This is a genomic window from Gammaproteobacteria bacterium (assembly GCA_019748175.1).
Classification (GTDB): Bacteria; Pseudomonadota; Gammaproteobacteria; order JAIEPX01; family JAIEPX01; genus JAIEPX01.
In genome coordinates this window covers 1-22,039 of record JAIEPX010000021.1, presented here as the reverse complement: position 1 = coordinate 22,039, position 22,039 = coordinate 1, and the positions used below count along the sequence as shown (strand labels likewise).

The window sequence follows — 22,039 nt, the reverse complement described above, 5'->3', positions numbered from 1 at the left end:
CATATTGAAGTGGCTAGAACATTAAATAATCTAGCCAATATGTGTAGGGTAGAAAAGCAACTACACAAAGCGCTATCCTTCCTGCAACGTGCTTTGGGGATTTTTGAAAAGCAACTCGGCCCAAATCATCTAGACCTCGCACACCCACTTATCAATATCGGCGGAATTTACCTTAATTTTAAAGAACATGGAAAAGCTAAAGAATGTTTTGAGCGCGCTTTAAACCTCTCTTTAGCAGGATTCCAAACTACCGATCATCCCGAAATCGCGATGATTCAGCTACAACTTGCCAGGGCTGAGGCAATGTTAGAATGTTATGAACAGGCCAGGGAGCATAGTGCTGCAGCCTACCAATTTTATAACCGTTTTTTAGGGCCAAGTCACAGTACAACTCAGGAAGCGTTCAAACTCAACTATTCTATTATGCAGCTTATGCAATCCCGACCTGCTCCGCGACACCAAGTCGATTTTCTCGGAGACGTGTTAAGGAGTAATCAGCCCTTAGAGTTACTAACATGCATTAAACTTATAGAGCACTGCTTGCAGGTGAATCAACCTATCCTTGCACTGCAATTTATTAGTTTGGCTCCCGATAATTCTAATAATACTGCACTTAAAAAATTGACCGTTCGCTGCTACTTGGAGACGGGTGAAATAGCCAGTGCGATGCGCTCTATTGACTTTGCCCAGGATAGTGACCTAGTTACTTTGATAAAACAAGCGAATCAAGATCGCTCGATTTTTTTAGAAAAAATTAAAGCATTTGATAGCAATAATCAAATCACGGATCGTATAACAATTCAAAAAGCAGTTCTTTATATGCAATTATATCAGTTTGATAATGCTAAAGTGTTGCTGCAATCAGTCATTCAGAAAACTCCTGCGAGCGAACATCTTGCCCCAGCACTTTATCAATTGGCAATGTGTCAATATCATCAGCAAGAATATGCAAGCGCACTGGAAAGCTTGAAAAGATCTCAAAAAATCCATGATAATGAAAGAGTGCGGGACTTTTTTGTTAAGATCACCAAAGCCCAAAAAGAGGTACCACAATTAATGCAAATTGCAGAACGATCATTCATGAGTGCTTCATTGGATCAGTAATATATTATTTAAGATATTTCGCTTCAAAAGATGGTTTTTGCTGAAATGACTCGCGCAAGTCTTTTATGCAATTCCTCAGCGAATTATACGTATCATGATTATTACTACTCAGAATCTGATTAAATAAATCCACAAATTTTATTAGGAGCGGTGAGAAATCTTTTACCACCTCAAGTAATTGAGCGGGCCTGACATTTTGGTAGAATGTTGAGAAAGTGGGCCTATTGTTATATTCAGTTTCTAAAATTTCGAGGCATATTTCAACCAAATGAGAGATGTGATTGATCATAGATGACGCATTGCTGGGAGATAGAATTTTTAAACTTACTTGTAATAGCTCTGTAACCATCCTGGTTTTGTCTTTGTTGCTGAGCCCCTTCAGGGCCATATCAGCTAAAATAGAGGGTGTAAAGAAATAGTTGCTTTTTGGCGGGTAGCCAATCATCCCATGTTGTTTTAATAAAAATATTGCTTCAGTAACTTCAAGCTTCATATCGCCCTTAAAGAGCAAAAAGAAAAAGTCTAGTTTGACTTCTTGATAGGGACACAATAAGGCACAGTAGCCTAAAAAGCGAAATGCGAACTCATCCTGCTCAATAACATTAATATCAACATTCGATTGAAATTTTACCGTATGCTGTCTTGAACCTGTCTGATAGGTTATTAGAGTGGCCAATTCCTGTAATCGCAAAGGATGACACTGAGCCCTACGGGCTAATTGTCTATTGTCTTCTCTCTCACTCTGTCTATTATTTCTTTTGTACCATTGTTCTAGCCAAGAAATCGCTTGATCTACAGTAAATGGTTTAAGTTCACAATGGCGATCGTTATAACCCCATGTTATTCCATTCCGTGAAGTAATGAGAATAGTTATGGCTGAGTTATTAAATTTTAGGTAGGGCTCTATGCTGAGATAATCTTCTACACCATCGAAAACGAATAATGCTTCACCATAGGATATAATTTTTTGATAGGCAAGCGTGATCATATCAGCTAATGACAATTCTTCAGGCAGTTTCAATCCTAAACCAGCACATAAATAGACCCACTGGGATTCTAGTGAGTCTAAATTGTTATCAGTGATATTTAACCAAACAACGGATTGAAAGCGAGAATTTTCGTAGTGAGCATGGGCAAATTGCATGGCGATGTGGGTTTTGCCAACACCACGTTCGCCACAGAGTCTTAATACAGGAGTAAAATTACGATTTTCAGCCTGGGCTTGCATTTTGGTTTCTAGTTCGTGCATTACCTCAGGGCGCATAATCATTGGACTTTGAGAGTCGGGAAGCTGCCATTTGCCTCTAACGATTTCAAATAGATTTTTTTCAAAAGGCATTTCTTGACGAATAATAATGAGCGATTTCAAACGAACTCGCCCACTGAAGGTAATGGGGACAGTTGTTTCTTGCATGTTCTCTTTCCTTGCGGAGTAGGAAAATAGTATACTTCATTTCACTTTAAGGTGTTAATACAACCACCATTAAATTCTATATAAGCCACAGAACACGACAAAGGAGTTCTATGCAAGAATCTCAGCTAAATCACTCTTGCGCTGTTATGACACAACTAAGTCAATTAAGGCAAGTTCTAGTGGGCATGGATATCGGCGGGCCTAATATAGCTATAGCGCTTCAGTATTTGGACACCATAGCTACTTTGCGCGTTGATAAATCGAATGCTAATCAAATTATTAATATTCTAATGGAACTAATAGATGCACTGAGCAAATCCAATAATCCTCACCGAAACAAATGGTGTTTAGAGCTCGATAGCTTCTGTTTTCGCCTCAGTATTCCACGTGGAGAATTTCGATATTCAAAGCACGAAATATACCGAAAATTGCGAGCAGAACAATTGGCTTTGATATGGCCAGATACCGATGCAATAACTCCCGCTCAACAGAGTATGTTAAGCCTATTAACCCAGGTTGAACAATTATTTAGATCAGCACAGCCTCAAAGGCCTAGAATAATGATTGAATTTCGATTGCCAACCCTCGATACAGATCCCAGTGATCGATGGATAGTCACTTTTTTATACGATTTGATAAGTCATTTAGAATTAGCCGGTATCCAAACATTGGTCTGGCGCCAAAGTTCAAAAGCATTTTACTCGAAGGTAAAATTCGATTTATTGCGCGGGAGGTATCAAGATATCGATCTTAGTGCCGAGTTAGGTTGTCATTGTATATTTACAGTACCATCTCAATTGAGCAAGCAAGATTTTCAATTCAAAGAATCGGGTTATCTCAATACACTTAAACTATTGATAAGAAAATTTTATGATGCTGGGCAACAAGATGAAGCTTATGTGAAACTTTGGGAAAATCACAGCACCATAAGCGCCTCTTTACCTGCTAAAATATCTCAGTTCAGCCCTGACAGGTGTGGATTAATAGCAATAGTGGAGCCCCGGTTAGCTAAGTTAGATCTGCTTTCGGCGCCTTATAATTGTTCACTACCGATTGCCCCAGGCACGCAGCATTTGCTTGTGACAAAAACAGATCCTATAGAGGGCTCAGAAGTAACAGCTTTGCCCGGAGCAGATATTCAAATTAATAGCGTTTATGCGAACGTTCTACGAAAAGAGTAAAACAGGCATCTTTTGACAAACACAGAAAAATTTGGGAGGATAAAAAATACAACAGGATAGTACATACGAACATATAGGATTTGCATTATGAATGAAGGCACTGAATTCCCTACATGGCTCAGCGAAATGGTTGTTCGACTTAAACAATCCCACTTAACTCTTTCCATTGATAATTTTGGTCAACTCAACCTCTCTGATCCCCTTAAGGGATTTCTAATTGATATTCTTAATCGCACGGACAAAGATATATACCTAGACTCTAATACTCAATTTTTAGAAGAGATAAAACAGTTAGGACCCAAAGAAATCGAGCTAATCACCAGCGTGGTTGAAATTGTTCTGCAACCAATCAATGACAAGCAAAAAGTCGTTCATCAAACAGTTCATCATCAATATCATTTTTATGCACAACCGCCTTCGACAGTTGCACCGCCAACGCCTTCCCAAGATTTGTCGGCAGCCAAAACTTCTACTTTTTTTGGGCAGCCTCATCCTGAATCACGAACGACCAAAGCTACATCTCCTGCTTCTAATACGGCCCCTTTATTTAATATTCAAGGTTCCACGCTGGAAGTGCAAAATTTTACTGTGAGCGCGCCTCAAGGTGCACAGGCTCTTAATGCTACAGCTGATTCTGTTATTAAAGTTCAAAACCTTCAGGCGTACATAAATTAAGTCTTGGAGGCAGGCATGCAAATTTGCATTCAGCTCACCTAACCTATGAATGAATTCATCAACCTTAATCTCTAAATTGACATCATCAGCCACGCGCCTGCTAATTTTCTTTACAGATCACTTGCCGGATGTGCAAACTTGCATGCCTGACCCCAAAATTGGTTAGGCACTAAAGTGAAAGGTGTATTGGTCAATATTTTTGGTGGAATAGTTCGTTGTGATTTAATCGCAGAAGAAATTATTAGTGCCGTTGCTGAAGTTGGCATTAGTGTGCCCGTTGTTGTTCGTTTGGAAGGCAATAATGCTGATTTAGGTTCTAAAAAATTAGCCGAATGATTGTTAGTTATGAGTACTTTATTGACAATATTTTCAGATAGGATTCACCCCTCGGTGTTCGCAGCTTAACAACGTCACCGACTTCTGCTTTTAACAGCGCCTTGGCAACTGGCGAATCGAAGCAGATCTTGCCCTTTTTTAAATCCGCTTCATCCATACCAACTAATTTCACTGTTATTTTAGATCCATTCTCTTCTGCATAAGTTACGGTGGCGCCGAAAAAAACTTGAGTGAGACTTTTTTGTAAAGCAGGATCAACGACAATCGCGCTGTCTATTCTCTTCATCAAATAGCGCAAACGTCTATCAATTTCACGTAATCGTTTTTTACCATAAATATAATCGCCATTTTCCGACCGATCACCATTGCCGGCAGCCCAGCTGACAATCTCAACAACCTTTGGCCGTTCTCCATATCTCAGACGTTGCAACTCATCTTGTAATTCGGCTAAACCGACGGGCGTCACATAGTTTTTGCCAGTGCTAGGTGGAATTTCAGATTCTTCTGGCTCGTCATCAGTATCTGTAGTGAAGGCTTTACTCATATTAATGATTTTGTCATAGATTGGATTCGTTGACTATGGTCTTGGGGTCAGGCATGCAAATTTGCATGCCTGACCCCCTTTATTTAAGTCGATATAACCAGTTTAAACATATAGGGGTAAAAATAGTAGTGATGGTAATCACTAAAATCATAGCAGCATAAATATCGTCTTTGAAAATTCCGGCTGTTAAACCTACATTAGCAAAAATTAAACCGACTTCCCCTCTGGGTACCATTGATGTTCCAATAATCAATTTTTCAACGACGCTCATTTTCTTTATAAATATTCCAGATAATATTTTTCCTAGAATTGCAACAAGGAGCAATAGACCGGTTAATTCCCAGATATATGCCGAAAAAAAATAGGAATTTCGAAAATTCAACGATAAGCCGACGCTAACGAAAAAAATAGGCGTAAATAAATGAATAATGGGTTTCATTTGCTTTTCAATGCGTTCGCTGAATTCAGGTGTATGGTGTAAGGATGCTCGCTTTGGGAAAAAGGACTGGCGAGAGATGGCTAATCCAGCCGCGAAACCACCTAACAGTTCTGGTGCTCCTAATGCGTGTGCTATCCAAGCAAATAATAAAATAAATGATACCACTGTGGTAGGAAGTAAACCTGGGAGTTCACTTCTTTGATCCCATTTTCGAATTACAGACGAAACAAATTTTGCTGCTAATGGGGCTGTGGTAAAAAAGATAATGATAAAAAGCATTAATTTTCCGGAATTCCACCAGCTTATCTCACCGTTTGTCGCGTAATCAAATAGGAAGGCTAATAATATAATGCCGATGATATCATCCAATACGGCTGCCCCAATAATGATATGTGCTTCTGAGGTGTTTTCTCGTTTCAAATCTCTTAATACGCGTAAGGTAATACCGATACTGGTAGCTGTTAATGTGCTGGCGATAAAAGATGACGACAATAGGGAGAAAGAAAAATAGTGATAACTTATCCAAAAGCCTAGTAAAAAGGGTAGTATCACACCGACTAAAGCAACACTTAAGGCATTTTTTCCTGCTGAAGTGAGTTGACCTAAATCGGTTTCAATTCCTACTTCAAATAGTAATAAAATAATTCCGAGTTGAGCCATGAATAGTATAGGGTCACTGAGAGTGATCCAGCCAAATACGCTAGGTCCAATGATTATACCAGCTGTCATTTCTCCGATAACAGCAGGGATACGAATATAGCTCGCGATCTCGCCCAAAATTCTTGCAGAGAGCAAGATAACAACTAACTGTAATAGTAATATATGTAAATTCATATGTTTGCCTAAGAGTCGTATATGTTCATTCTCATAGAACGATGATTAATCGTTTTACGCTATGTCTATTATACTATATAAATGAAAATAGGGTCAGGCATGCAAATTTGCATGCCGACCCCATTAGGAACATAATCAAGAAAGATAATAGTCTAAAGTCTCTTTCAGAGCAGTTTGCATATCAATTTTCGGGGCCCAGGCGAGTTTTTGTTTGGCATTGTGGATGGCGGGGACGCGGGCGGAGACGTCTTGGTATCCGGCGCCGTAGTGCTCGGTGGCGGAGATAGAGGTGATTTTAACTTCATCGGCTTTGGCTTGGTACTTTGGATATTGTTTGGCTAGAGCGAGAATATTGTCTGCGAGTTCTGCAATTGAAAAGTCGTTGTTAGGATTGCCGATGTTGAAAATTTCATTGTCTGCGCAGCCGTTTTTGTTTTCAATAATCGTCATGAGTGCATCAATTCCATCATCAATGTAAGTAAAACAGCGACGTTGTTGTCCACCATCAACGAGCTCAATATTTTCTCCACGAACAATTTGACTTAAAAATTTTGAGACAACGCGAGATTGATTCGCATTTTTTTCGAAGACATTATCAAGTCGTGGGCCAATCCAATTGAAAGGTCTAAAGAGCGTGTAGGGCAGACCGTGATGATTGCCGTAAGCATAAATAATGCGATCGAGCATTTGTTTTGAGCATGAATAAATCCAACGTTCTTTGTGAATAGGCCCTAATACAAAATGTGTATTCTGTTCGTCAAATTCTGAATCGGTTGCCATTCCATATACTTCAGAGGTAGAGGGGAAAATAAGACGTGTTTTATGTGTTAAACAGCGTTTAACAATATCGAGGTTGGCTTCAAAATCAAGTTCAAATACTCGGATTGGGTTTTGCACGTAAACCAGTGGGTTAGCGATAGCGGCGAGTGGTAATACCACGTCAGCCATTGGGATATGATGCTCAAGCCAATCATGCGATTTTGTTATATCACCTAAAGTGAAATGAAATCGTTCATGTTTGATTAATTCATTTAAATTGTGATCAGCGATGTCGAGCGCATAAATATGCCAATCTGTATTTTCAATAATTCTATGGGCAAGGTGGCTACCAATAAATCCATTACATCCTAAGATTACAATATTACGCGTCATTAGAGATGGTTTCCTGTTGTGATTGTTGAGCATTTTCTGGAAATGCGTGATGTTCGGATTTGATTACAAAACGTGGACGTTTTAGTACTTCTTGATAGATACGTCCAATGTATTCTCCGAGAATTCCGAGGCCGAGTAGGATTAATCCTGCCAGGAAAAACAGAATTGCGAATAAAGTAAACATTCCTTCAGCTTCTGGACCGACAATAATTCTTCGCATAAACATGTAGAACACTAATATTCCACTACCTGCTGAAACTAAAATACCAATCAAGGTAAAAACTTGTAGCGGAACTAAAGAAAACCCAGTGATTAAATCGAAGTTATAGCGAATTAACTTATACAAGTTATAACTTGTGGTGCCTTCTTGACGAGCTTCGTGTGAGACGCCGACTTCTGCGGGATTGTGCGCGAAAGTTAGAGCGAGAGCCGGGATAAATGTAGAGCATTCACCACTAGCCACCATGACATCCACGATATTGCGGCGATAAGCTCGCAACATACAACCTTCATCTTTCATGGGAATACGTGGTGTAATTTTTGCCCTGATGATGTTGTGGCATTTTGACAAAAACTTTCGCCAGATTCGATCTTGGCGATCTTGGCGATATCCACCCACCACATCGTGCCCTTCTTCCATTTTCGAGACTAATTTAGGAATATCTTCAGGCGGATTTTGTAAGTCAGCATCCATTGTAACGATAATTTCGCCGCGGACGCGTTCTAATCCAGCCATAATGGCCATGTGTTGTCCGTAATTTCCATTAAAATGAATAATACGAATTTGATGAGGTCGACGGAGTCGCAGTTCATTTAAAATTTCTTCAGTTTTATCTTTGCTACCATCATTAATTAAAAGAATTTCAAAAGGCTTTCCTATTTTGTCCATGACGGGAATTAAACGTTTATAGAGTGATTCAAGTACTTCTTGTTCATTGTGAACAGGAATTACAATACTGATGTAAGGTAAGCTCATATTGTCTCCAGAGTTGTAAGGTTTGAGTAATCGAGGATTTTAGCGATTGTGTGAATTACACGGTTTTGCTCTTCGTCAGTCATCGTTGGAAATAACGGTAAACTGACAATACGATTAGCGACATCTTCAGCAAAAGGAAAATCTCCTTCTTTAAATCCAAATGTATTTTTGTAATACGGATGCAAGTGTATTGCAGCATAGTGCAATCCAGTTCCGATGTTTTCATCTTTCATGTGTTGCATAAAAGTATCACGGTCCATGCCTGCTGCCTCAGGATTAATGAGAGGTGCAAATAAATGCCAGGCATGACGATGATCGTAGTGAGGAGATTGTTGTAATTGCCATTGTGGCCAATTTGAAAAAGCTTTTATATATCTCTTTGCAAGAGTCGTTCTTCTTTCAATGAAATGTTCCAGTGATTTGAGTTGGTGCAATCCGAGTGCGGCCTGTAAATCCATCATGTTATATTTAAATCCTGGTGCAATCACTTCATAATGTTGAGTCCCTTTTTTGGTGAAGCGATCGAATGCGGGCTTACTAATTCCATGAAATCGTAAGCAACTGATGCGTTCTGCCCATTCTGAATTGCTACACGTGACAAGACCGCCTTCGCCTGTTGTCATATTTTTATTAGGATGAAAACTAAATACTTGTAGATGACCAAAACTTCCCAGTGCCTTTCCTTTATAATGCGCTCCGATTGCATGCGCACAATCTTCAATCACAGTCAGTTGATGTTTTTCGGCAATGGCATAAAGCGCATCACAATCAACAGGTAATCCCGTAAAATGAACCGGAACGATTCCACGAGTGCGAGGAGTGATTGCATTTTCAATTTTTGTAATATCAATATTATAGGTGCGTGGATCTATGTCAACGAGCACTGGTTTTCCACCTGCATGCACGATGGTGTTTAATGTTGCAACGAAAGTGAAGGGCGTTGTGATCACTTCATCACCTGGCTGTAAATTTAAACACAATAATGCAAGGTGTAATCCTGCGGTGCCGGAATTAAGGCAGAGCGCGTGTGGTGCGTTTAAATAAGTCGCCAGATCTTGTTCGAATTGTTGTGTTCGTGGGCCTGTGGTAATCCAACCTGATTTTAAACAAGCGACAACTTCATCAATTGTTTCTTGATCAATAGCCGGTTTTGCAAACGGTAAAAAACTGTCACTCATTGTTAACTCCTCGCGACCATGAATACGCCCATCAAAATAACGAAAATTCCGCCAATGCGTAACGCAGAGAGTGGTTCGTTGAATAATAAATAAGCCGCAATTGCATTGATAATATAACCAAGGCTTACCATCGGGTAAGCGAGACTCACATCAACGCGTGAAAGTACCATCATCCAAACTAATACACTGATAACATAAGCAGCGAGTCCTAGCAAAATAGGAATATTACTGGCGACTTGTAATCCAATCGGTATGGCATTACTTAACTGAAATTCAAATTCTCCAATTCGTGTCATTCCTGCTTTAAGAAGTAATTGCGCGGCTGCATTGAGTAATACGCCGATCAAAATCAGAGAAAATACAGTTAACTTCAACTTATCAACTCCTCGTTAGTGAATTTGTTGAGTGAGAGTTTTTACCCGGCTGAATATTGCTCACTAGAACATTATTTTCGTTGTGAGATATTTCGTGCAATTGTTCAGGATGATTTTTCACCACGCTATGATACTCATCCAAGCTCATTATCATAAACTGTCGCTCCGGCTTTGACCAGCTTGACCAAAATTCTTTGTCATTCATCCAGATTCCTGTCAGATCCGTGTGTTCAAGCCCAAACCAAATCTCACCGTAGAAATCTACCATGATTACTCGACGGCCCAAATAGACCGGTAAATCCTGGAAATGATTGTGATAGGAGTATACGGTGTCATTTTTATTCAATAAGGGTTTAAGGACAACCGCTAAATCTTTTATAGAGCGTGTGTCAGTAGGCGGGTAGCTAAAATTAAACGACATGAAAAACAAGCTCGTTGAAAGGCTTAAAGTGATTAATGTTGTGAGCCAGGTGCTTTTCCAGGCTGCGATTAGGGTAACGATCATACTGAATATTAGTAATCCAGACGTAACATAAAGGCTGGGGTGAGAAAAATTGAGCGCAAAACTGCCGATGATTAATGTGAGTATGGAAAGTAAGGCGGTGATTGCAAGGCTTACACGAACTCCCCAATGTTTTGGATTGTCCAAACTCCATTCAACATAGTGTCCTAATAGCATACTTAATGGAAAATAAATGGGTAAAACGTATGGTATTAACTGTGATTTTGAAATCCAAAAGAAAAGAAATATGAGAACTGACCAAACAAATAAGAATAAGGAAGTTTTAGATACTTCACGAAATGCGTGCGAGATTGCCGGAATAATTAATCCTGTCCAGGGAAACATTCCACCCAGTAGCACAGCGGGAAGAAACCAAAATGATTGAGAACGTTTTTGAGCATCGGTGAAATAGCGCAAAAATTGTTGATCGATAAAATAATAGTTAAAAAACTCAGGATTTTTAAGTTGAACAAGAATATGCCACGGTGCCGTAATGATGGCTAATAATAGAAAACCACGAGGAATGCAGTATGTTTTAATTTCTCGCCACTGACCAGTCAACAAAATCCACGTAAAAATAATCATGCAAGGAAAAATTATTCCGATCAAGCCTTTAGTCAGTGTAGCCAGTGCAGCAAAAAAATACATGGCCCACATGTAGCGACTACGTTGAGCTCCTGCAGGATGCTGATTGCCTAATATAAAACAGCAAAATGTCGCAGTGAGGAAGACAGATAAGCTCATATCCAAAGTTACCATATGAGCCATGGTAGAGTAGAGTCCGAACGTTCCTAGCAACATTGCCGATAAAAGTCCCGTTCGGCGTGAATAGAGCTTTCTTGCTGTGCAATAAACCAGTAAAACGCCCAATAATCCCATCAAGGCATTAGGTATACGAATAGACCATTCGTTGATTCCGAAAGCGTGATAACTTGCTGCTTGCATCCAGTAGAAAAAAGGCGGTTTTTCGAAGTATTTGACGCCGTTAATGCGAGGAGTGGTGTAATCACCTGTGCTGACCATCTCGCGCGGTATTTCAGCGTATCGACCTTCATCTGGGACTGTCAGCGGTCGGGTCCCTAGAAACGCCCCAAACAGGACCGCAAAGGCCAATGTCAGTACCAGGATGTCTTGCCACCATGTCTTTCTCGATGTTGTGATGCTAAGACCTAGAGAATCAGGCTGGTGGAGAGGAGTGGCTTTACTGAGCATATCTTGTTTTACCGTACTATCGAGTAGGTAGTGATTCTAGCGGTTGTTGTGTGGGACAGCAACTGCAAGTTTGAGGGGCTAATCTTAGTTTGCGCTACAGTGTAGTATCAAGAACTATTTCCTGTTATAGATATCCAATCATGAACCAGAATATCTCTTATGCTTCCCATGTGATCTTTTGACTATCGCTAGGGATTTAATTTTTTATCAGAATCTATATTTTTCCATAGAGGGCCATCACAACCATCACTTTTACAGACATAGGTAGTTTTTTTAAAAAATAAGCAGTATGAATTATTAGTGGATCGTTTTATTCCTCGATTATTAATAAGGTTTTCGTTTAAATGCTCAAACACCACTTGTCGAGTTAAATAATTTAAAGATAGTAGCCTTACCATGTCACTATCATTAAGAAAACTGAGGATGCGACCGAAAATGTCTTTATTAAAAAACAATTTTACAAGAGGGCTGGTTTGATAACTGCAATACATCAGTGAGCTGATATACGCTAGTGTGATGATTGTTTCTGATTGTTCCGCGGTAAGTGGCCTTGAACTTATTTTTATAAGCCATTCAGTAAGATTTATCTTTGTGTTTTTGTTGTAGATATCTTCTTCGCTTGAATTAAATGTGGCCGATTCCCGGGGTTTTTGAAGAGTCTGATAATCTTCTTCTATGTGATTACTTAGTGCACGAATTTGATGGTTTTTATGATTATTTTTTATTTCTGTGATGCGATCAATAAACGACATGTTAGATTGATCAGATGTTCGATAATCAGTAGGTGTTTTCACGTGATTAATTTCCCATAGTAGCTGAGAGGCGATCCATTTGAATCCACTGAATGGGGGACGCTCACTGTCCAGAGGTAAGTAAAAACACATTTCCATGTTAGAAAGAAAACGGGGTAGCTCAGCGCTATGTACAAGAGAGGGTTGCCGTTCATATTGACTATGATAAAAGTGTAGAAGTTTGGAATACAAAAATTCCAAACAGTGATTTTTTGTGTGCAACGAATTAAGTAATATCATGAAGAAACAGTAGAGATGGTCAGTTGCCCTTTCAGCCATATAAGCATCAAGGTTTTCAGCAGTTACCTTACGTTCTATATTCTGGATACTATAGAGTATAAGCTGAATAATACTAGGTTCCTGGCTTGCACTTGCGTGCAAAAACATAAAGATAGATACCATTTCCAATGGAGTGATTTTATCGTATTTTAAATACGTATGCTCAATCAAGCTGATGAGTGCTTTAGCTTGTGCTTTATAGAGACATATCTGTGAATTCATGAGAGCGTTGGCCAGCGCGCGATTGATAATAGCATGTCGATGCTTGATCTTGACATCGTCCTCTTCGTAAGAGTCACAATCATCTTCGTACGTTTTTTCCACATATAGTAATAAATCAATAATAGCATTAATATTTAATGCTTCATCCATGAAATCATTAGAAAGAGCCCGGTAAAAAGATTGCTTAAGTTTAGGATATATTTTGAAATTTGCAATTTCTTCCATCATAACTGCCACAGGTGTGTCCGGTACTTGGGGGTGAAGTAATTTAAGCACCTCTGAAGCGGGTTTTCTTAATTTTTCCTCGGAAAAGAAATATTCATCATGCATTATACGTTTTAGTATTTCTCGTTGCATATCAGTCGCTTCACTAATGAGTCGTTCTTTATCGATTAAAGAAGAAGCTAACCATTCGCTCATTTCAGCTTTCGTCAAATTATGAAGATTGATCAGTGCAAAAGATATGGGTTTTTCTTTAGTTATTTCATCGAGTAATGGATGAACTCTTGGAAGAAGAGACTGGTATTCACTCCATAAGCATGGTTTATTAACATTGTTTTTTTGCGCATTAGCAAGATGTATCGCTCCTAGAATGGAAAGCCCATTATCAGAAAGCGATGAGATTGGGCTTTCAGCAGATTGAACCCAATAATTATTTAATGCTCCTACCGTATGCCTCTCAAATAAAAGATACTCTTCTTCCTTTTGATAGACTCGCCACATGATTTGACCTGCGTTATCTTTGCAGGAGCAGATTAGTGTAAGAGCGGGTGGGGCTACATCGGCTTCTTTGAAGAAAGTGTTTTTATCTAAGCTTTCCAATAAACAATTAATGGCTTTCGGTGGCATCCCCTTCTTGTCATCAACTTTTAGACGACGAAGCAGCATGATCTTCTGGTGTTCGCTTAATTTTATAAAACAAGCAGTATATAATTTAAAGAATCCATTGTTCTCCTGATCTTGATCGGGATTTTTTTCAACATATTGCTGAAATTCATTAGTCGGTAAGAATGTCTTATTTTTCTCAACGATATAACACGCGATTGCATCGATAAGGTTCTCATGAAGATTTATATCGGGTTTTCGTCGTAAAGCAAGCGATAGAGCTTTGAACCTATCTTCCAATAATAATCTTATTTCTTTTGGATAGCTTTGGAATGGAATTATGAGCCTGCTAAAGATAAGCTGATAATATTCTAGAATATATTCACTCAATTCATACGTATCCTCAGATGGATGATAGCAAAAAATGCGGTCGAAAACGACTTCGATCAGCCGCCCAAGGTCTTTAACTTTGATTTGGTCACCAAGTGGAATTAACAGTTCACTCAGTGCATCATGAGCGCAAAGGTAACGTATATGCCTAGGATCAGGCTTATCTCTTTGATCGTCTTGATCAGCGAGGTCAAAAAGTTTTTTTATAATTTCATCCCAATGAGATTGAGAAAATAAATAATAAATATCAATGAGTTCACGGCCACAACCAATGAAAAATTGAAGGGCGATATATTGGTATGAGAAGAGCGGTGATATGAGTCCATTCAGCATCATTGGGACAAGATTAAAAAGCTGCTTTGGATCAAGATCTGACCATAAATTTGTTACAACAGGCGTAAATTCATCAATCAGCTCTTCAGTGTCTTTTGGCAGGGGTTGGTAATACTGATCATAAAGTTTTATGACACGCTCCATCGTTTCAATGGTATTCGATTTAATCGAATTCAGATGAGAATCAACCTCCTTGTTAAAGGTGGCTAGATCATCACTAACCGCTGTACCATTATGCTCAATTTGCATCGTGTTTTTTTCAGTTTCTTCGTTCATATTAATACCCTGTTGATGGTTGGATAGTGATGCAAGTAGCTGGAAACCCACTATGATCATGTGAAATTAATTATCTTCGAACACTATATCATATTTTTTTTATGATACAATCGCATGTAATGGGGGAATTGACTCATAAAAAAATGTTACCGAAACATTATGGGTATGGCGGACCCATATAAATGGATGGTGCCCAGGGCCAGGTTAAGTGGCCGTTGGTAACCGAATATTGCACACCTTAACTGATATAAACAAAAGTATGACCTACTAATCGTCAAAGCAGGAGCGATATTGTACCTCGATGGTTATTTATTACGAACAGTAAAGTGAACTTCACCGTATTCATTCCAAATACGTGAAGCATTTTTAATATCTATGGGTGTGTCTACTATAAGTCCATCAGTTGTGGAAATGATTTCCCCATGAGCATGACAGCCATAGACTAACCAGCATTGACTTTGCCATGCACGAACCGAAAATGTATCAGATCCGCATTTGTAAGTTAGGGTTACATCAGGTCCAGTAGCAAAACCTTCTGATAAAATAAAGGTGGCTGTTTCGTGTTTGTCCATTTGATAAGGAAAGGTAGTACCTTCAAGTAATTTACCATAAGGATGATAGACATTGAGCCTAGAACAATCACTGTTTGTTTGAGTCGATATTGACACATGCAGAGTCTGGTAGGGGTGAAATCTGTTTAAATTATAGTCACTATTTTTAACGGCATAACTTGAACAATTTAACAGTAAGCCAATACATAGGCACAGTAATTTTGTTAGTGTAGTCATCAGATAAATCCTTTTTTCATTAATGCGAGAATACTATCATCCTGAGGAGCGGTCGGTCAAATTACATAGTATGACACCAGTATGCCCATAACTACTTACTATAGTAGATATCGTATAATGGGCGTGAAGCAAATTTGGAGTACGTATGTTGAGAAAGGTAGGTGCGGATTGAGGATTTGGGAATGTCTAATGTTCTTGAGAGATCGACGGTGTAGTTGGGAGTGCGGACTTTTTGGCCGAAGTGGTCGACTTCATAGGGGCAGTAAGCGAGGTAGTCGCCGGGTTTTAGTTTGTCGAGAAAGAGGTAGCCAACTGAGAAAGTGCCGAAGTAAATAAATGTACTGTCAGATGTGTCGATGGCCTGTAGGTCTTTTTGAAGCGATGAGAGTATGGGTATCCATTTGGGTTCGATATAGAGGTGATTTAATGGGCCCTTAACGTGGTATTGCTGATGAGTGGTATAGATTTTGAGTCCTCTTATGTCGTCTCCGTAGAGGTAGCAAAGCTGAAAGTAGCAGAGTAGGGAAATAAAAAAGAGTATAAAGATTTTTGGGATTGATGATTGGTTTTCATTGATCTTTTCTAAAGCTAAACAATAGAAGATTACACTCGACAATACTGCTGGAAAAAAGCCAATAATAAAATTCAATTCTAGATTATAACTGGAAATACTTGTGAGAAGTCCTGCTGCAAAGGAAGGAATCCAGATAGAGAAAAAGATGTTTTTCGCTACACTATTCTGCTTCAGATAAATAAAGAAAATAATAACTCCGGTAAGTCCTAAGCCAGTTAGGTAATAAAATATTCCCGTGAAAGAAGGGTGTAATACTTGGATAAAAAATAAAGGTACGATGAGCATAATGAGAAATATACTATTTTGGATAGTGCGAGAGTTTTTAAAATGGTATGCCATTTTGAGTAATATTACCGCGAGTGTGAAATGAATTGCGTATCGTTTAATGAGATTCGAGATAACTATAAGGGTTTTTCCGATGAAGCTATGCTGATGTGCTGAAAAGTGAGCTAGATTTTTGTTGAATTCTAGGGCATTCATGAGGTCTGCGAGCTGAATTGAGTAGAATGCGAAGATCAGCCAGGCCATCAGTGTTGCAGTGAAAAGGTACACCGCCGTTTGCGATAGATAAAAGGTTTTTTTATTGTTGATGAAAAATCCACCGATGGTGTTGAGCAATACGACTAGGAGAAGAAAGGTGGGGTAACTTAAACATAACATAACATTTAAAAGAGCAAAAAGAAGGTAATCTAAGGTTGAATTATTTGAGCTAAAAATAAAATTATACAGCTGAAAGATAAGAGCCGACCAAAGCAATGTGACAAGGGTATCGTAGTGAAAATTATTAATGCCGAAGGGATGAAAAATAATGATTGATATTGCTATAACCGAAGCAAGGATATCGGGAAGATATTTTCGGGTTGCAAGATACGTGTACAGCCCCACCAAAATACTGAAAAATAAATAAGCATGCCTCAAAAAAAGTATGAGATCATCTTTCCCGTTATGGATTATAATACTGAGCTTAACGAATGGAGCAACGAAAAAACCTAATCCAATATAGGGCGATAAATCATCGATAAAGGGCTTTTGGCCTTGAAGAAAGCGAAGAGCGATAGCGATAGGGAGGCTTTCATCCGTTATTGGGGCTGAAAAGAAACATAGTAAGAAGAGCGCTATAAATATGCCCGATAAGGCCAGAGAAGGAATTAATTTTTCGATCATATGAACTATCCCAGAATCCTACAAATAATGGACTATAAGGTCCTATCGCAATGATGTCAAAAAAGCTCTTAAAAAACGCGGGTAATCTTTCTTGACAGGTTGAGAGAGGGGGATAGATAATCGTTGTCTAATGATCACTCTCTATAAGGTTGTAGCCTAATGAAAGCAGTTATTTTGGCAGGTGGATTCGGGACTCGCATTAGCGAGGAGACTTTACTGAAGCCTAAGCCCATGATCGAGGTTGGTGGAAAGCCAATTCTTTGGCATATCATGAAGATTTATTCTGCTCATGGTATTCACGATTTTATTATTTGTCTTGGCTATAAAGGTTATTTGATTAAAGAATATTTTGCCAATTATTTTTTGCATATGTCAGATGTTACATTTGATATGAAACAAAATAAGATGGAAGTCCATCAAAAATTTGTTGAGCCATGGCGTGTGACTTTAGTTGATACCGGTGAGCAGACGATGACTGGAGGTCGACTTAAGCGAGTGCAGCAGTTTGTGGAAGATGATGATTTTTGTTTTACCTATGGCGATGGTGTGAGTAATTTGGATATTACACAATTGATTGCTCAGCATCGAGCTGAAGGTGTTTGTGCAACTGTCACAGCGGTAAAGCCAGCGGGTCGTTTTGGAGCGATGGATCTTTTAGGAAATAAAGTCCAGAATTTTCAAGAGAAGCCAAAAGGTGATGGTGGTTGGATCAATGGAGGATTTTTTGTTCTTTCGCCAAAAGTTTTTAATTATATAGAAAATGATAATACAATATGGGAACAAGAACCCATGGCAAAATTATGTGATGAAAATCAAATGTCTGCTTTTTTGCATGATGGATTTTGGCAACCGATGGATACTCTTCGTGAAAAAAATTATCTTGAAGAACTCTGGCAATCGAATGCAGCACCATGGAAAATTTGGTAATGAATCAATTATTTTGGAAAAATAAGAAAGTTTTTTTAACCGGACATACCGGTTTTAAAGGAAGTTGGCTCTCATTGTGGTTGCATGAATTAGGTGCGAAAGTCATGGGTTATGCTTTAAAACCGAATACATCTCTGAGCTTATTTGAACTCGCTGATGTCAAAAAAACGTTGATTCATGTTGAAGCCGATATTACAGATTATGCTTTACTTAGAAAACAGTTGGTAGAATTTCAGCCTGATATTATTTTACATTTGGCAGCTCAAGCATTAGTGAAAGAATCATACAAAGATCCTGTGATGACATTTAATACGAATGTGATGGGAACAGTAAATTTGTTGGATGCGGCTCGTTTTTGTGACAGTGTCAAAGTCATACTGAATGTCACTTCTGATAAATGTTATGAAAACAAAGAAAAAAACATCAGCTATGATGAACAAGATCCTATGGGTGGATATGATCCGTATAGCAGCAGTAAAGGTTGTTCTGAATTAGTGACAGCCGCCTATCGTCGAAGTTTTTTTCCCTCTATTGCAGTGGCTACTGCGCGTGCTGGAAATGTGATTGGAGGAGGCGATTGGGCTGTTGATCGATTAGTTCCTGATTTAGTGCGAGCAATAGCTTCAAATAACCCTTTGCTTTTGCGCTACCCGAACGCCATTCGACCTTGGCAACATGTTCTAGAACCTTTGCGTGGTTACTTGACGCTGATAGAGAAAGCGTGGCATGACCCTCAAAACTATTCTCAGGCATGGAATTTTGGTCCGCGAGAATCGGATCATAAAACAGTTCAATGGTTTGTTGAGTCATTTTTGAAAGAATGGTCTTCTGATATTGGGTATCATGTAGAAAAAAATCGTACGGATCATGAAGCGGCGATTTTGAAATTAGATATTTCAAAAGCAGTTAAGATGCTTAAGTGGAGGCCGACATTGACACTGGATCAGGCTGTGCAGTGGACAGTGGATTGGTATAAACACAGTCATGATCTTACCAATGTTCGAGATATTGTTGTTAATCAAATTCACAATTATCAGGAAATTACAGTATGAGTTCTTCAATTAAACACGTTTCATACGGAAAAGCCGTGTGGGGGCAAGATGAAATTGATGCGGTAACGCATGTATTACAAACATCTACACAAATGGGTAAGCATGTTGCTGAAATGGAAGAAAAAGTCGCCCAATTATTTTCAAAGCGCTATGGCATTATGGTAAATTCAGGATCCTCGGCAAATTATTTAGCGGTTGAAATTTTAGATTTACCTAAAGGGTCTGAAGTGATTACACCGATTTTAACTTTTTCGACAACAGTAGCGCCACTTGTTAAAAATGGGTTGGTTCCAGTATTTATTGATGTGGAACCTGCGTCGTATAATATCGATGCTGCCAAAATTGAAGAAATGATTACTTCTAAAACAAGAGTGATGATGATTCCGAATTTATTAGGGAATTTAACAGATTGGATAAAAATACGACACATTGCTGATCAGCATAATTTGATTGTGATTGAAGACTCTGCCGATACACTGGGCGCAACGATTAATGATCAATCCACAGGAATTTATTCGGATATTAGCACAACCAGTTTTTATGGCTCACATGTAATTACATGTGGAGGTAATGGCGGAATGTTATGTGTCAATTCTGTTGAATTGGCAGATCGCGCTAAATTATTACGGAGTTGGGGACGTAGTTCTTCTCTATTTGTTGAATCAGAGGCGATAGAAAATCGCTTTAATGTGAATGTGGATGGTATCCCTTATGACGCAAAATTCGTGTTTGAAGCGTTAGGTTATAATTTAGAGCCATCTGAAATGGGTGCTGCATTTGGTTTGGTACAGCTCCGAAAGTTGCAACAAAATGTCGAATTGCGGGAAGGTTTTTTTGCTGAACATCTTGCATTTTTTAAACAATATGATGAGTGGTTTATTTTGCCAGAACAACGACAAAACTCTCGCACTGGTTGGCTGGCCTTTCCATTGATTGTAAGAGACACAGCCCCCTTCTCTCGACGCGAACTTCAAATAGTCCTCGAAAAACGAGGCATTCAAACACGAACGGTGTTCACTGGAAATATTTTGCGTCAGCCTGGATTCATGAATATAGAACATCGTGCACCGGCTGAAGGATTTCCCAATGCAGATCAAGTAATGCGTGGTGGACTATTGATAGGTGCTCATCATGGAATGACAAAAGCAATGATGAATTATATCTATGAATGTTTTGAGGAATTCGTACAGTCCTATATTAAAGAAGAGTGTGTGTCTTAAATGAAAATTAAGGTAAATGATTTCATTGCAGCCTTTTTGAAAGCTCAAAGTATTACTCATGTTTTCGAAATGGCAGGTGGAATGATTACCCATTTATTAGATGCGATTTATCATACGAATGCTATTAACATTATAAGTGTACATCATGAACAAGCCGCCGCTTTTGCAGTCGATGGGTTTGCTCGATTTACTGGGAAGCCGGGTATTGCATTGGCAACAAGCGGTCCAGGGGCCACTAACTTATTAACAGGAATAGGCAATTGTTATTTTGATTCGGTACCCGCACTATTCCTTACAGGACAAGTCAATCAGCATGAGCAAAAAGGGGATCGAAAAATTCGACAATTGGGTTTTCAAGAAACTGATATTATAAGTATGGCTAGACCCATTACAAAAAAATGTTATGCGGTTACGACCGCAGCAGAGATAGAATCTGTTTTACCCGAAGCTTATCAATTAGCGATTGAAGGGCGTCAAGGTCCTGTTTTGATCGATATTCCGATGAATTTACAACGTGCTGAAATTGAAGTCAATGCTGCGTCTTTATTACCTTTAAAAAGAGAAGTTATACAAAAAACGATTTCAGAAAAATTGCTCTCTGATTTAGAACAAGCCATTCAACATTCTCAGCGCCCCATTATTTTAGCTGGCCGAGGCATTGTTGCTACGAAATCTATTGATAAGCTTCTTCAATTTGCAGAATTAACGCAAATTCCTGTTGTCACTTCTTTATTGGGATTGGAAGCTATACCTTATCAACATCTTATGCGTGTGGGATTTATTGGGAGTTATGGAAATCGTTGGGCCAATATCGCGATTGGAACTGCCGATTTGTTAATAGTTTTAGGTAGCCGTTTGGACATTCGACAAACTGGAGCCGATGTCGATGGATTTAAAAAGAATAAAGTGATTTATCATATTGATTGTGATGAAAATGAAATGAATAATCGGGTGAATGGTTGTATTTGTATTACAGAGGATGTTGAAAACTTTTTAACAGTTTTTCTAAAAAAAATAGACCCTACAAAATTTTCTTTGAAAAAGGATTGGATATCCCAAATCCATCAACTTAAAAAAGAGTGGCCTGATACTGAGGAATTAAAAGAATTAGACGGTATAAATCCTAATTTCTTTATGGCTCGATTAGCTGAATGGAGCAAAGGTGTGCAAGGATTTGTTGCTGATGTTGGAAATCATCAAATGTGGGCTGCCCAATCATTAAGATTATTGCGAAATCAATTCTTTATGACTTCGGCTGGGATGGGGGCCATGGGATA

At 38.9% G+C, this 22,039-nt stretch carries 18 protein-coding genes and 1 pseudogene; 8 read left to right on the top strand and 11 right to left on the bottom strand.

The features are described 5' to 3' along the window. A partial coding sequence (locus K2X50_09205; GenBank protein ID MBX9587422.1) for a tetratricopeptide repeat protein occupies positions 1-1,104 on the top strand: 1,104 nt, incomplete at its 5' end. A 4-nt stretch (positions 1,105-1,108) separates the two neighbouring features. Here the strand turns inward: K2X50_09205 and K2X50_09200 are convergent. Continuing rightward, complete coding sequence (locus tag K2X50_09200; GenBank protein MBX9587421.1) at positions 1,109-2,518, bottom strand: ATP-binding protein; 1,410 nt, start codon at positions 2,516-2,518, stop codon at positions 1,109-1,111. A gap of 110 nt (positions 2,519-2,628) precedes the next feature. On the opposite strand from K2X50_09200, the gene K2X50_09195 reads away from it, so the two are divergent. The 3 genes and pseudogenes from K2X50_09195 to sucC all read left to right on the top strand — a co-directional run bounded on the left by K2X50_09195 (position 2,629) and on the right by sucC (position 4,710). Beyond that, complete coding sequence (locus K2X50_09195; protein MBX9587420.1) at positions 2,629-3,699, top strand: hypothetical protein; 1,071 nt, start codon at positions 2,629-2,631, stop codon at positions 3,697-3,699. A gap of 87 nt (positions 3,700-3,786) precedes the next feature. Beyond that, positions 3,787-4,374, top strand: coding sequence for a hypothetical protein (locus K2X50_09190; protein ID MBX9587419.1), 588 nt, complete (start codon positions 3,787-3,789; stop codon positions 4,372-4,374). A 171-nt stretch (positions 4,375-4,545) separates the two neighbouring features. After that, positions 4,546-4,710 (top strand): annotated as a pseudogene (sucC, locus tag K2X50_09185) (succinate--CoA ligase subunit beta). Between the two features lie 7 nt (positions 4,711-4,717). On the opposite strand, the gene greB reads toward sucC, so the two are convergent. From greB to K2X50_09135, 10 genes are all read right to left on the bottom strand, one after another. Beyond that, on the bottom strand, positions 4,718-5,254 hold the full coding sequence (gene greB / locus K2X50_09180; GenBank protein MBX9587418.1) for a transcription elongation factor GreB: 537 nt from the start codon (positions 5,252-5,254) through the stop codon (positions 4,718-4,720). A 79-nt stretch (positions 5,255-5,333) separates the two neighbouring features. Further along, positions 5,334-6,527, bottom strand: a complete 1,194-nt coding sequence (locus tag K2X50_09175; protein ID MBX9587417.1) for a cation:proton antiporter — start codon at positions 6,525-6,527, stop codon at positions 5,334-5,336. Positions 6,528-6,662: 135 nt separating this feature from the next. Further along, on the bottom strand, positions 6,663-7,679 hold the full coding sequence (locus K2X50_09170; GenBank protein ID MBX9587416.1) for a bifunctional UDP-4-keto-pentose/UDP-xylose synthase: 1,017 nt from the start codon (positions 7,677-7,679) through the stop codon (positions 6,663-6,665). Beyond that, positions 7,669-8,655 carry a glycosyltransferase gene (locus K2X50_09165; protein MBX9587415.1) on the bottom strand — a complete coding sequence of 329 codons (987 nt, stop codon included), beginning with the start codon at positions 8,653-8,655 and terminating at the stop codon, positions 7,669-7,671. The genes K2X50_09170 and K2X50_09165 overlap by 11 nt, the downstream gene beginning before the upstream one ends. Beyond that, positions 8,652-9,833 (bottom strand): DegT/DnrJ/EryC1/StrS aminotransferase family protein, encoded by a 1,182-nt coding sequence (locus K2X50_09160; protein ID MBX9587414.1) that lies wholly within the window; start codon positions 9,831-9,833, stop codon positions 8,652-8,654. Before K2X50_09160 ends, K2X50_09165 begins: the two co-directional genes overlap by 4 nt. Positions 9,834-9,835: 2 nt before the next feature. Continuing rightward, the gene (locus tag K2X50_09155) at positions 9,836-10,129 is read right to left on the bottom strand and encodes an EamA family transporter (protein MBX9587413.1); all 294 of its coding nucleotides are present in this window, start codon (positions 10,127-10,129) and stop codon (positions 9,836-9,838) included. 82 nt (positions 10,130-10,211) lie between these two features. Further along, positions 10,212-11,921: a glycosyltransferase family 39 protein gene (locus K2X50_09150; GenBank protein MBX9587412.1), complete on the bottom strand. Its 1,710-nt coding sequence runs from the start codon at positions 11,919-11,921 to the stop codon at positions 10,212-10,214. 188 nt (positions 11,922-12,109) lie between these two features. Continuing rightward, positions 12,110-15,037 (bottom strand): hypothetical protein, encoded by a 2,928-nt coding sequence (locus K2X50_09145; protein MBX9587411.1) that lies wholly within the window; start codon positions 15,035-15,037, stop codon positions 12,110-12,112. 305 nt (positions 15,038-15,342) lie between these two features. Next, positions 15,343-15,825: a hypothetical protein gene (locus tag K2X50_09140; GenBank protein MBX9587410.1), complete on the bottom strand. Its 483-nt coding sequence runs from the start codon at positions 15,823-15,825 to the stop codon at positions 15,343-15,345. A gap of 91 nt (positions 15,826-15,916) precedes the next feature. Continuing rightward, a complete protein-coding gene (locus tag K2X50_09135) occupies positions 15,917-17,563 on the bottom strand; it encodes a hypothetical protein (protein ID MBX9587409.1) in 1,647 nt (548 codons plus the stop codon). Positions 17,564-17,722: 159 nt separating this feature from the next. On the opposite strand from K2X50_09135, the gene rfbF reads away from it, so the two are divergent. The 4 genes from rfbF to K2X50_09115 form a co-directional block, all read left to right on the top strand. Beyond that, positions 17,723-18,490 (top strand): glucose-1-phosphate cytidylyltransferase, encoded by a 768-nt coding sequence (rfbF, locus tag K2X50_09130; protein ID MBX9587408.1) that lies wholly within the window; start codon positions 17,723-17,725, stop codon positions 18,488-18,490. Further along, positions 18,490-19,542, top strand: coding sequence for a CDP-glucose 4,6-dehydratase (gene rfbG / locus K2X50_09125; protein ID MBX9587407.1), 1,053 nt, complete (start codon positions 18,490-18,492; stop codon positions 19,540-19,542). Before rfbF ends, rfbG begins: the two co-directional genes overlap by 1 nt. Beyond that, positions 19,539-20,762 (top strand): aminotransferase class I/II-fold pyridoxal phosphate-dependent enzyme, encoded by a 1,224-nt coding sequence (locus K2X50_09120; GenBank protein ID MBX9587406.1) that lies wholly within the window; start codon positions 19,539-19,541, stop codon positions 20,760-20,762. The genes rfbG and K2X50_09120 overlap by 4 nt, the downstream gene beginning before the upstream one ends. Continuing rightward, on the top strand, positions 20,763-22,039 hold a 1,277-nt coding region (locus K2X50_09115), incomplete at its 3' end, for a thiamine pyrophosphate-binding protein (GenBank protein ID MBX9587405.1). It lies immediately after the preceding gene.